The 11,488-nt window shown below is 55.1% G+C and carries 12 protein-coding genes; 6 read left to right on the top strand and 6 right to left on the bottom strand.

What is annotated here, in order from left to right:
- Positions 1-2: 2 nt before the first annotated feature.
- The 3 genes from G4C92_RS06965 to istA form a co-directional block, all read right to left on the bottom strand.
- Entirely contained in the window at positions 3-557 is a 555-nt protein-coding gene (locus G4C92_RS06965; RefSeq protein WP_274941843.1) for a hypothetical protein, read from the bottom strand.
- A 63-nt stretch (positions 558-620) separates the two neighbouring features.
- Complete coding sequence (gene istB, locus G4C92_RS06960) at positions 621-1,400, bottom strand: IS21-like element helper ATPase IstB (protein ID WP_274939770.1); 780 nt, start codon at positions 1,398-1,400, stop codon at positions 621-623.
- Entirely contained in the window at positions 1,397-2,800 is a 1,404-nt protein-coding gene (gene istA, locus G4C92_RS06955; protein WP_274941842.1) for an IS21 family transposase, read from the bottom strand. Before istA ends, istB begins: the two co-directional genes overlap by 4 nt.
- 293 nt (positions 2,801-3,093) lie before the next feature.
- Between istA and G4C92_RS06945 the strand changes: the two genes are divergently transcribed.
- Positions 3,094-4,506, top strand: a complete 1,413-nt coding sequence (locus G4C92_RS06945) for an ISL3 family transposase (protein ID WP_408611719.1) — start codon at positions 3,094-3,096, stop codon at positions 4,504-4,506.
- A 28-nt stretch (positions 4,507-4,534) separates the two neighbouring features.
- On the opposite strand, the gene G4C92_RS06940 is transcribed toward G4C92_RS06945, so the two are convergent.
- From G4C92_RS06940 to G4C92_RS06930, 3 genes are read right to left on the bottom strand one after another with little or no spacing between them, the layout of a single operon-like run.
- Complete coding sequence (locus G4C92_RS06940; RefSeq protein ID WP_274941841.1) at positions 4,535-4,717, bottom strand: hypothetical protein; 183 nt, start codon at positions 4,715-4,717, stop codon at positions 4,535-4,537.
- The gene (locus tag G4C92_RS06935; RefSeq protein ID WP_274941840.1) at positions 4,698-5,087 is read right to left on the bottom strand and encodes a hypothetical protein; all 390 of its coding nucleotides are present in this window, start codon (positions 5,085-5,087) and stop codon (positions 4,698-4,700) included. Before G4C92_RS06935 ends, G4C92_RS06940 begins: the two co-directional genes overlap by 20 nt.
- A gap of 48 nt (positions 5,088-5,135) precedes the next feature.
- Positions 5,136-6,824, bottom strand: coding sequence for a phospholipase D-like domain-containing protein (locus G4C92_RS06930; protein ID WP_274941839.1), 1,689 nt, complete (start codon positions 6,822-6,824; stop codon positions 5,136-5,138).
- A gap of 202 nt (positions 6,825-7,026) precedes the next feature.
- Here G4C92_RS06930 and G4C92_RS06925 point away from each other — a divergent pair, with 202 nt between their 5' ends.
- The 5 genes from G4C92_RS06925 to G4C92_RS06905 all read left to right on the top strand — a co-directional run bounded on the left by G4C92_RS06925 (position 7,027) and on the right by G4C92_RS06905 (position 11,478).
- Positions 7,027-7,725, top strand: coding sequence for a TVP38/TMEM64 family protein (locus tag G4C92_RS06925; protein ID WP_274941838.1), 699 nt, complete (start codon positions 7,027-7,029; stop codon positions 7,723-7,725).
- Between the two features lie 123 nt (positions 7,726-7,848).
- Positions 7,849-8,850 (top strand): asparaginase, encoded by a 1,002-nt coding sequence (locus tag G4C92_RS06920; RefSeq protein ID WP_274941837.1) that lies wholly within the window; start codon positions 7,849-7,851, stop codon positions 8,848-8,850.
- 258 nt (positions 8,851-9,108) lie between these two features.
- Positions 9,109-9,882, top strand: a complete 774-nt coding sequence (locus G4C92_RS06915; RefSeq protein WP_274941836.1) for an ABC transporter ATP-binding protein — start codon at positions 9,109-9,111, stop codon at positions 9,880-9,882.
- Entirely contained in the window at positions 9,875-10,585 is a 711-nt protein-coding gene (locus G4C92_RS06910; RefSeq protein WP_274941835.1) for an ABC transporter ATP-binding protein, read from the top strand. The genes G4C92_RS06915 and G4C92_RS06910 overlap by 8 nt, the downstream gene beginning before the upstream one ends.
- A complete protein-coding gene (locus tag G4C92_RS06905; protein ID WP_274941834.1) occupies positions 10,582-11,478 on the top strand; it encodes a branched-chain amino acid ABC transporter permease in 897 nt (298 codons plus the stop codon). Before G4C92_RS06910 ends, G4C92_RS06905 begins: the two co-directional genes overlap by 4 nt.
- Positions 11,479-11,488 lie beyond the last annotated feature (10 nt).

Raw genomic sequence — 11,488 nt, 5'->3', positions numbered from 1 at the left:
GTTTATTTTCTGCGGCGCATGCGGCGGCTCTCATAGGCCGCTTCCTCCTCGTCGATTTCCTTCGCGATCACCGCCCGCTCCTCATCCGTCTCCGGACGGACCGCGAAGTGCTCCGTGATGCGGAGCTTCGAGCGATGACACACCTGTCTGTATCCGATGATGCTGAAGGTCAGCGCCCCGAGAAAATTCACGAACAGATCCTTCATCGTATCTACGATGCCGATGTCCAGATACCCGCCCGGGATGACATAGGTCTTTCCGCCGGAGGTTTCGATGATGGTCTTTGTGATGCCGGAGACGTTGACCGGGATCTGTGAATGGGTGGGATCAAGGGTGACCGATCCGAAATACGGGATCACGTAGTCTTTCTGCATGTCCAGACGGAAAAGCACGTCGCCGCCGAATTCGATGAATTCCCAGAGCACGCCGACCGTCATGGAGAAGCAGAAGGCGACGACCGCGAGATAGACCGGTGAGAGCTGGATCCGCCGGCTGCCGGCGTTCAGGATGTCAAAGAGAGAGAATCCCACTGCGGCGCACAGAATGTATATTGTCAATAGGTAATCCTCAAAATTGTCATCAAAATTCCCTGTTTTTGGAAAGGGAATTCCTTGTTGTTGTCAGGACACGATTTCTTCATTCCGGGGTACTGTCTGGCGCATCAATGCATGCTGCATCCGATAACTTTTCCCGTCGAACATGATTAAGTGTCCATGATGGACGAGACGGTCAATCATCGCGGCAGCCATCTGTTCATCCGTAAAGATGCCTCCCCATTTTGAAAATTCGATATTTGTGGTCAGAATCAGACTCCTGCTTTCGTAGCTGTCCGATATCACCTGAAAAAGCAGCTCGGATCCATCCCGATCTACCGGCACATACCCCCACTCATCGAGGATCAGCAGGTCCTGTTGGTTAAGAGTTGTTCTCAGGCGCTCCAGCGTACCGTTTTTTCGCGCCTCGGCGAGTTTCAGAACCAATTCAGTCACCGTATAGAAACGCACCTTATAGCCTTTTTTGCAGGCCAGTACGCCTGCGGCGATTGCCATGTGTGTCTTCCCAAGCCCCACTGGTCCATAGAGAACCAGGTTCTGCTTCTTTTCGATGAAAGAGACATTTAACAGATCCTCTTTTGCCAGAGCTGGAGGCAGTTTGGTTTGGCAAAAGTCATAGCCATCAAAGGTTTTATAAACGGGGAAGCAGGCTCGTTTGATCAGCCGGTGGATGTGATTGATCTCCCGATTTTCGATTTCCTTTTTGAGGGCATCGCGCAGATACTCGATCTGCTTAGGGGTACCATCCGTCTGGCACATTTCTGGGATTGCTGCCGTGAAAAACAGTTTTTTGCAGTAACCGTTGATGTCGTCGAGTATCCCGGTCTGTTCCTTTGCTGTCATCATGATGCCTCATCCTCCCTTCCTGGACCCAAAAACGCCCTATCATACACTTCTAAAGATGGTCCTGACTCCGGAGGAGTATCAATACCATAGCCTGTGATGCGTTGCGCAATAATCGTGGCATCGGATGAATTAACATCTCCGTTTTTAAGGGACATAGTCATGGCATCCACAGCCGCTCTGTAACCATACTCATCGTTAAGCCCGCTCATAAGTCTGAGCTTTTCCTTAAGCTCCGGTTTTTCCAGTCCGTCCAGGTAATCCCTGAGCGGATCCGGAAGTTCCTTCCGTATACCGCTGTTGTTCCAGGCACCGGCATTTCGGGAAAGTACACTGAGTGTCGTGCTGTAATCAGAAACGTCGGTCCGTACATCGCCGTATTGACGTCGGTGCCGTACGATCAACTGACCATTTTCCTCGAGAACATCAATGTAATGAGCTCTGATACCGATTAACACTTTCTGATTATGGAGTTCAGGTTTGGTTGAATAGTAATGCTTTCCGTCAATGCATACCTTGCCGTAGCCATCCGCCTTGAACCAATCATACCGACATACATCAAATGGCCTTGATGGAAGGGACAGGAACTGCTTCTGATCTTCTTTGAAGAGATCTTTGATCAGCTGCAACTTCTTGTAATGAGGCTTGGCAGCCTTGCGCTCATTCATTGGGAGCAGAGTCTTGTTATATTCGACCATGTCATGATAGTGTGGCGCTGGCACAAAGAGGTTTCTCCGGATCGTCCCTACTTTATTCTCGACATTGCCCTTTTCCCAGCCGGATTCCGGATTACAGTACCTGACCTGAAAGCGGTATTGAGCACGGAACTTTTTAAACATCTCGGTTTCGATGACTTTGTCATGTACCCGATGGCCGACTCCGGTAGCATTGTCGAAGATCAGGACCGGCGGAACTCCTCCGATGTGGGTAAAGATATCCTCAAGTCCCTGACAGACGCACTCTGCGTTTTCACCACAGAAGAGCTGAGTATAGGAGTCATTGCTGAACGGAAACGAAACGACCAGATATTTCCTGCGGACGCAACGGTTGTCCTCATAGAAATCCGCCTCTCCGAAATCCACTTGAGCATAGCCGGGATCCCAGACCAGTTCCTGCGAAGCTTTGTTCTGGACATCCTTACGGATCTTTTTCAGATACCGCTGTACTGTCTCATAGCTGCCTGTATAACCTTGTTCCTCAACCAGCCGGTCGTAGACCCGCTGTGCTGTATGATGTTGTTTGCACCAGTGTTTTCGGTCCTCTTCAAGCCACTGCCTGATCACCGGTTTAAACGGATCAAGAATGGATGCCTTTGGCGAAACCGTAACTGGGTTGTCCGAAAAATCCTCCTTCTCCAGGTATTTCTTTATGGTTTTTGGATCAGCACCGGTTTTTTGGGTCAATCACTTTTCTTATGGGATAGGTGGTATCCCAGGTAATTTCAGGTAGCACCTGGCTGTACCAGTGTCAAGGTCATCCGGCCATTTATCCCTCCCGCCCAAAGGGCGTGAGCATAAAAGGCCTTCTTCCCCTGACACTGCTCCATCCAGGAGCGGCAGGGTAATCAAGGGGCGTAAGGACGCCCCGGCCCTTAAACCGGGCCAAAAACAGTTGCATAGAAAAAGGACCATCGTCTATAGTTGAGACTGTATTTCCTGGCAGAAGTGTACAAACTCAACAAGGCGGTGGCCCGTACATGAATTATACACATACTGAGTCCGATGGACAACTGGCATTCTCTGAAAACAGATATACTTTTTTAAGCATCCCCTCCCGGCTGGAAGGCTTTAATAATTCTGACACAAGCGTACACCGGGCAGCTTCCGGCCGCGAAGTGTTGTGCTTTAACGGCAAGCTCGATCTGGCGGATGCTGACCGCAGATGTCCAAAGTGTGGAAGCCGTATGCACATCAACGGTCACCGGGATCTTACGCTCCGGCATCTTTGCTTTGGCGGAAGCCTCAGTGCGATCCATTTTGACCGCGTGCAGCTCATCTGCAAATGCGGACATTCCCATATGCAGTCTGTTCCGTTCAAAGCAGACGGCCATCAGATATCTGTGGAACTGTACCAGTATACCAGGGATCTGTTGGCACTTGGCACTTACACGCTCAAGCAGGTAGCTGAGATCACCGGGCTCGGAAAGAACACGGTCAAAGCCTTAGACCTTAAGCGCCTGAAGGAGCTCTATACCATCGACGGCACGAAACTGATCAGACCGGAGCAGCCGGCAAAAATGCTTGCCATTGATGAGTTCAAGCTCCACAACGGCCACCGCTATGCCACCCACATCATAGATCTTGATACCGGCCATATCCTCTGGATCTCCCATGGGAAGAAAAAGCAGGTGGTCTATGACTTCATCGACCATGTCGGCCTGGAATGGATGGACTCTGTCGAGGCCGTCGCCTGCGACATGAACTCCGATTTCCAGGAGGCTTTTGAGGAAAAATGCCCCTGGATACAGCCGGTGTTCGATTACTTCCACATCGTAAAGAACTTCAACGACAAGGTGGTCAGTGAAGTCCGCAAGGACGAGCAGCGCCGCCTGTATGAGGAAGGCCTTATGGAGGAGGCAAGGGCTTTAAAAAAGACCCGTTACATCCTGATGTCAAGTCGATCAACGCTTCAGGCGAAAGATGCGCAAGCCAGGACAGGTGAGCCGATCAGCCGGTCCGGTTCCATCTTTCCCAAGGAAGAGTACGTCCGGAAAGAGGGTTATGAAGCAAGATATGACGAACTTCTCAGTCAGAACAAGCTTCTGTTCACGCTTGATCTGATTAAGGAGCGTCTGTCTCTTTCCTACACCCGCACTGATGAAGCCCGTATGGCGGATGACATCACCTGGATCATGGATACCTGCAGTGCATCCGGAAACAGTCATCTTCAGTGGTTCGGAAGACTCCTTGGAAACCACTTTGAGGGCATCATAGCCCATGCAACTTATAAAATCTCCTCTGGCAAGATGGAGGGCATCAACAACAAGATCAAAGTCTTACGGCGACAGGCCTACGGACTTCCGGATGACGATTATTTCTTCCTCAGGCTGTTTGACGCCAGCAGGAAGGGTTATATTCGCAACCCCTTATCCCATAAGATTTGTGATTGAAGCGGTTTTTTTATGAATTTCACTGATCTTATAGCCACTTTGGTATAAATCTCTGATATGATTGATATCGGACATGCTGAGCATCTTCCTTTCCTCCCTTATCTATTGGTTGTGCTTTAGATAAAGGATAATTTTGATGGGTTGGTGTTTCAACGTGTCCTTTCCATTTATAAGGAATTCCTTTTCCGATTTCAGGGATTTTTATTTCCAATTCCTGGTATTATTAGTTTACAACATACACACAGAAATCCGTTGATCGTATGGAGCAGGGTGTCCCAGCCCGGAACCAGAATATAAAGATGATGGAGCTCGCCGAGCATCCAGGCCGCGTAGATGAAGATATAGATCACGGTTTCGAACATCGGGGACACTGTCAGGCTCATCCGGTCCTCAAAGTAGGAAGGCAGGAGGAAGAGAAAAAGAGAAAGGGCGCAGAGCGCCACATCCTCGTACTGACGCATGACCGCGCAGCGGACCATCGCGACGAGAACGAGCGCCCGGAGTACGGAATAGATCAGAAAAGTCCGGCGGTTCAGCCGGATCCTGTCCTTCAGCCTTCTTATTTTTTTGTTGAGATTCATCTTATGCCTCCGTTTATTCGGTGCCGCTCAAGGGTACGGAACCCGGACTCAGAGCATCGGCGCGATGAGCCGCAGCAGGCACTGCCAGATCCGGATCACCGGTCCTCTCCGCTCAGGGTACGCTCCGCTGATCCGCCTGCTGACCGGAAAGAGCGAGGCCAGATCGTCCCGGACCTCATGCACGATATGGGATTTCATGAGAAGCACCGCATTTTCAAAATGAAGAAAAAGGCTCCGGTAATCCAGGTTGATCGTGCCGATGACCGCGGCCGAATCGTCCGAGACGCAGAGCTTGGCGTGATTGAAGCCGGGCGTGAACTCATAGATCCGGACGCCGGCACGGAGAAGCTCCGCGTAGTAGGAGCGGGTGGCGGAGTAGACGATTCTCTTGTCCGGCCGGCCCGGTGTGAGGATCCGGACATCGACGCCGCGGCGGGCGGCGCCGGTCAGCTCGCAGATCATCTCGTCCGTCAGCACCAGATAAGGAGTCGAGAACCAGACATACCGGCGGGCATTGCGTATGATGTTCATGTAAACGTCCTCTCCGATATGGATGTGGTCCAGCGGAGAATCGGAGTAGGGCTGGATATAGCCGCCGGCCTGCGCCGCGGGATCGGAACGCAGTTCAGGGGAAAGGCTTCCGTTATGACCCGTTCCGCTTTGCGGCGCTCCGCGGGAAGAGGCGGATTTCGTGTCCGAAATGCCCGGCATTCCGGCTGCCTGCGGTACCGGAAAGGGACTGCAGGCCGAATCTGCGGCTCTGCCGGCCCGAAGGTACCGGCCCGGGTCGGAGTCGGTTCGCCGCACGGCGTTCCACATCTTCAGGAAAGTCAGCGTGACGCTGTCAACCGCCGCGCCGGTGAAGCGGATTCCGGTGTCCTTCCATTCTCCGTAGGGACATGTGACGTGAAAGTATTCGTCCGCCAGATTGTAGCCGCCGGTGAAGGCCACCCGGCCGTCCACGACCATGATCTTATGATGATCCCGGTTTCCCATGAAGACGTTGAGAAACGGCAGCACCGGATTGAAACGGCGGCAACGGATTCCTGACTCCGTGATTTTCCGGATGAATTTCCGGTTGATGAACAGCATGCTCCCGAGGTCGTCGTAGAGAATCCGCACATCGAGACCTTCCTCCGCCTTTGTCTTCAGCAGCTCCAGCATGCGGGCGAAGCTGGAACCATCCTCGATGCAGTGATATTCGAGAAAAATGAAGCGCTTCGCACTGCGGATTTCCTCCAGCTGGTCCCGGAACGCGTCCGCGCTGTCGCTGTAGTAGCGGCTGTCCTCTTCCCGGCAGAGCGGAAAGCCGCCGCAGATCCGCAGATAGCGGGATTCGTTGGCTAACCCTTCGTCCTCATCCCGAAGCGAGCGGAGCACGGAGGCATCCTGACGGAGAAGGCCGGCCGTCTCATGATCCAGCTGGCGGAAGATTCTCCGGATTCTCCGGGTTCCGTGATGCCGCCCGAACAGCAGGAACAGGCAGACGCCAAGCAGCGGAAAAGCGGTGATGAGAATCATCCAGGGCATCTTGAACTGGGCATTGGTCCGGCGGGAGTAGATCAGGAGAACGATGATCACCGGAAGAAACTGGTAGACCGCCGAGACCCAGGGGGCGTACTGCTCCGCCGTCGAGGCGAGCGTGACGAACCAGAAGCACTGCAGCGCCAGAGACAGAATGACAAAGAGCATTCTGGTCAGATTGATCTTTACATGCGTCCGGTCTTCCTGTCTCATCGCAGCACTCCCCGACTGGCGGCGCCCGCGGGCTGCATGCACTGGAAAAATTCTGACAATCAGCCGTGCCGCCTTCCCTCTCAGATGATAAGATAACTATACAGCAATATCGATTTCTTGAGAATAGACAGGAAAATGCGTGCGTATGCCGGAAGGCGCGGGAGCAGCCCCGCGGCCGGGACGTGACGCGGGAGGAGGCCCGATGAGACATCGGAAGGGAACGAACGGGGGCGTCAGACTGAACAGGAAATGGGTCGCGGGGGTTCTGGCTGCTTTCGCGGTGCTGGCGATCTGTCTTACGGTCTGGGGGATGCCGCTGATCCGGATGCTCAGAAAACCCGATCAGATGAGGGCGTATCTCGCGGAGAGAGGGAGCATGGCCAATCTGGTCTTCTTTGCCATGGTCGTGCTGCAGGTGATCTCAGGCTTTTTTCCGGCCGGACCGTTCCAGATGGCGGCCGGTTATCTGTACGGCCCGGTCCGGGGCTGTCTGCTCTACGACGCGTACGCGGCGATCGGATGCGGCACGGCATGGGTGCTGGCCCGCACGATGGGCAGGAAGCTCCTCACGCTGATGGTGGAGGAGGGCGAGATCCGTCTGCCGACCTCCGAATGGTCGGATACCCGCGCGAAGGAGAGCCTTTTTCTGGTGTATCTGGTTCCCGGTATGCCCAAGGACCTTGCCCCGTACGCAGCCGGTTTGTCCGGACGCGTCTCCTTTGCCCGTCTGATGGTCTCCGCGCTGGCCGGCCGGCTCCCGTCCATCTTTCTGACCGTCATGGGCGGCGACTCGCTGGCCAGCGGAAACCTGAAGAGACTTCTCATCCTCATGATCGTCATCCTTGCGTCCAGTGCCATGGGGAAGATGGCGTATGAGCGAAAGCAGGAAAAGAAACGCTGAGCATGCTCATGGAGCCTTTCCGGTTCCGGACTTCTGTATCCGCCCCTGCGGGATGATTTTTCGTCTGTCCGAAGCGCCCGATCTGCGCTATGATGAAAAAAATGCGTTCAGAAGGGGGCTCAGATGGAAAATAAAAGGATTGTGATTCTGAATACCGGCGGCACGCTCTCCTCGGTGATGAAGGAAAACGGGCTCGCACCGGGACTCAGGACCAGCGACATACAGAAGGAAATCCGCATGGTGTCCCGGGGGATCGATCTGGAGACGCAGGATCTCTGTTCGCTGGACAGCGCCAACATTTTTCCGGAGGACTGGACGAATCTCGCCGGGAAGGTGGCGGAGCTGCGGCGGGAATGCGACGGGATCGTGATCATCCATGGAACGGACACGATGGCCTACACGAGCTCCATGCTCTCTTTCATGCTTCGCAACATTGATATTCCGGTGGTGCTCACGGGATCGCAGCTTTCCATGGTGAACCCGGTCGCGGACGCGATGGAAAATCTGCGCTGCGCCGTCCATATGGCGGCCAGCGGCGCGCCCGGCGTGTTTGTCGCTTTCAACCGGAAGGTGATGCTCGGGTGCCGGACCTCAAAGGTGCGCTCGCTCTCCTTCGACGCGTTTGACAGCATCAACTACCCGGATGTAGCGAGGATCAGTTCGCTCGGCATGAAAGTGAACCGAGGAACGCTGCCGGTCCGGCAGGGCGTGTTCCGGCTCTGCGGAACCTATTCGGACAAGGTCTTCATGCTGAAGCTGTTTCCGGGCATGCACCGGTCGGTTCTGAGAGCGCTGGCGGATCAGGGCTACCGGGGGATTTACATCGAAGCCTTCGGCGTCGGCGGCATGCCTTTCATGAAGCATGACCTGATCGACGAGATCGCGGACCTTTGCAGCCGGGGCATCACCGTGCTGGTGGGGACCCAGTGCCGGTACGAGGGAAGCAATCTGAATGTGTATGAGACCGGCCGGCGGGCGCTGGAGGCGGGCGTCCTGCAGGCACTGGACATGACCTCTGAATCCGCTGTGACCAAGCTGATGTGGGTGCTGGGACGGACGGAGGACAGACAGGAGATCCGGGACTATTTCTCGGTCAGCCTCTGCAACGAGGTGACGCTTTCCTGACGGGCGGAGACGGGAGACGGTCCGCCGGGCGGGTGCCTCTTCATGAATGCCATTCAGCGGCCGCGCCGTGAAGTCCGGCGGGGCTGCCGTGACAGTTGCATTTTCATACGTGCACGCACGGCAATTCTGCATACAAGAGAGAACGAGATAACAAATCTTTTGCAATATTCAGTCAATAACCGTATAATAGGTTCCACATACAGTTGTGAATTTTTCTATCCCGGCTGCTTCCGGCAGCGAAGAAAGGATCGCGATCATATGGCCACAATTTTGCAGGCGGAGAATTGCAGCAGAACCTTCAAGGGTCTGGTGGCGGTGAAGCAGTTTTCCGCGAAGCTCGAAGAAGGAAACATATACGGACTGATCGGGACCAACGGAGCGGGCAAAACCACGGTGATCAACATGCTTTCCGGCGTTCTCGCCCCTACTTCCGGGAAGATTCTCTACAAAGGAACCGATATCACGGACTGGAAGCCGGACCGCGTGGCCAAGGCAGGTATCCTCCGGACGTATCAGAATCTGCGGCTGTTCAATAAGATGACAGTACTGGAAAATGTAGTCATCGGAGCGCAGATGCACCGTGGCTACAGCTTCGCAGACGGCCTGCTTCACACGAAACGCTACAGCGAGAACGAACAGAAATACAGAGAGAAGGCGATGGCGATGCTGCGGGAGGTTCGTCTGGAGTCTTACGCGGATGTGCAGGCCGCCTCGCTTCCGTACGGAAGTCAGCGGCGGCTGGAGATCGCCCGGATTCTCGCCGCGGATCCGAAGCTGATTCTTCTCGACGAGCCGGCGGCCGGCATGAACCCGCAGGAAAGCGCCGAGCTGGTGCAGATGATCCGGCATGTGCAGGAAACCTATCATCTGACGGTGCTGCTGATCGAGCATGACATGAAGGTCATTATGAATCTCTGCAGCTACATCTACGCGATGGCGCAGGGTGAGGTGATCGCGGAGGGAACGCCGGAGCAGATCCGCAGCGATCCGAAGGTCATCACGGCATATCTGGGGAGACGGGCTCATGTTTGAAATCAGGGATCTGGTGGTGAAGTACGGCGGGATCACGGCGGTGGACCGGATTTCGCTTCATATTGATGACGGTGAGACAGTAGCGCTGATCGGGGCGAACGGAGCGGGAAAGAGCTCCACGCTGCGTGCGGTTTCCGGGCTGCAGCGGATCGCTTCCGGCGAGATTTCCTTCGGAAGGCAGAGAATCGACGGCATCGGACCTGACAGGATCGTGCAGAAGGGAATCGTTCAGGTTCCGGAGGGGCGGCAGATCTTCACCAGACTGACCGTCGAGGAAAATCTGCAGATGGGCGCGTATGTCAGCCGTGACAAACGCCAGATCGAGGACAACCACGAGCGCGTGCTGTCTCTGTTCCCGATCCTCAGGGAACGGGCGAGGCAGTCCGCGGGCACGCTGTCCGGCGGCGAACAGCAGATGCTGGCAATCGGACGGGCACTGATGAGCTCGCCCCGGATGCTGCTTCTGGACGAGCCTTCGATGGGCCTTTCGCCGATCATGACGGACGAGGTGTTCGATGTTCTGAAGGAACTGAAGCGGCAGAAGACGACGATCTTCCTGATCGAGCAGAATGCCTACGACGCGCTGGCGATCTCGGACCGGGCCTATATCATGGAGACCGGGCGCATCACGCTGGAGGGAAAGAGCGCTGATCTGATGCAGGATACAAGAGTCCGAGATGCGTATCTGGGAGGCAGTCTATGAATATCACCTATGTCATCAACATGCTGATCAGCGGACTGAAGCTGGGCAGCATTTACGCCATCGTGGCGATCGGCTATTCGATTGTCTACGGGATCCTCCGTCTGATCAATTTTGCGCACGGCGATATCATGACCGTGGGCGTCTACATGATCCTGTTTCTGATGAATTCGATGGGAGTGCCGATTCTCGCGTCGGTTCTGATTTCAGTCGGATTCAGCATCGGGGTCGGTCTTCTGATCGAGCGGTTCGCCTACCGTCCGCTGCGCGACCGTTCCGAGGAGGCGACGCTGATTTCCTCTCTGGCAGTATCGGCCCTGCTCCAGAATCTCCTGCAGATGATCTTCTCCGCGCAGCGGCAGCCATTCATGCTTCCGACCAGTCTGATTCAGGTTCACCGGATCGGGAACGTCAACCTGTCAACCGTCAACATCCTGACGTTCGTTATCACGGCGGCGTTCCTGATTCTTACCTACCTGATGCTGAAGAAGACGAGGATCGGCAAGGCGATGCGCGCCTGCGCGGAAAACCTTCAGGCGGCGCGTCTGATGGGCGTGAATGTGAACCGGGTGGTGATGACCGCTTTTGCCGTCGGATCCGGAATGGCGGTAGTGGCCGGGCTGCTTCTTGCCGGCGAGTACAAGACCATCTATCCTTCGCTTGGGTTCGTTCCGGGGCTGAAGGCTTTCTGCGCCGCCGTAATCGGCGGGATCGGAAGCGTAGGCGGAGCTGTGACGGGCGCGTTCATCATCGGTGTGGCAGAGATGCTGTTTGCCGGGCTGATGCCGACCACGATGACCGCATACAGGGATGCTTTCGTGTTCCTTCTTATGATCCTTGTGCTTCTGTTCTGCCCGCAGGGACTGTTCGGGAGCAGAGAGACGTCGAGAAGCTGACAGGACGGGA

The organism is Chordicoccus furentiruminis, assembly GCF_019355395.1.
In the GTDB taxonomy this organism is placed as follows: domain Bacteria; phylum Bacillota; class Clostridia; order Lachnospirales; family Lachnospiraceae; genus Chordicoccus; species Chordicoccus furentiruminis.
The sequence above is the reverse complement of the archived record's forward strand: the minus strand, read 5'-3'. Positions and strand labels throughout refer to the sequence as shown.

What these genes read in the sequence shown, in the direction of transcription:
- G4C92_RS06910 (WP_274941835.1), top strand. Translation starts at nt 9,875, where the DNA reads ATGTTTGAAATCAGGGATCTGGTGGTGAAGTACGGCGGGATCACGGCG.
- G4C92_RS06920 (WP_274941837.1), top strand. Translation starts at nt 7,849, where the DNA reads ATGGAAAATAAAAGGATTGTGATTCTGAATACCGGCGGCACGCTCTCC.
- G4C92_RS06905 (WP_274941834.1), top strand. Translation starts at nt 10,582, where the DNA reads ATGAATATCACCTATGTCATCAACATGCTGATCAGCGGACTGAAGCTG.
- istB (WP_274939770.1), bottom strand. Translation starts at nt 1,400, where the DNA reads ATGATGACAGCAAAGGAACAGACCGGGATACTCGACGACATCAACGGT.
- G4C92_RS06925 (WP_274941838.1), top strand. Translation starts at nt 7,027, where the DNA reads ATGAGACATCGGAAGGGAACGAACGGGGGCGTCAGACTGAACAGGAAA.
- G4C92_RS06945 (WP_408611719.1), top strand. Translation starts at nt 3,094, where the DNA reads ATGAATTATACACATACTGAGTCCGATGGACAACTGGCATTCTCTGAA.
- G4C92_RS06935 (WP_274941840.1), bottom strand. Translation starts at nt 5,087, where the DNA reads ATGAATCTCAACAAAAAAATAAGAAGGCTGAAGGACAGGATCCGGCTG.
- G4C92_RS06930 (WP_274941839.1), bottom strand. Translation starts at nt 6,824, where the DNA reads ATGAGACAGGAAGACCGGACGCATGTAAAGATCAATCTGACCAGAATG.
- G4C92_RS06915 (WP_274941836.1), top strand. Translation starts at nt 9,109, where the DNA reads ATGGCCACAATTTTGCAGGCGGAGAATTGCAGCAGAACCTTCAAGGGT.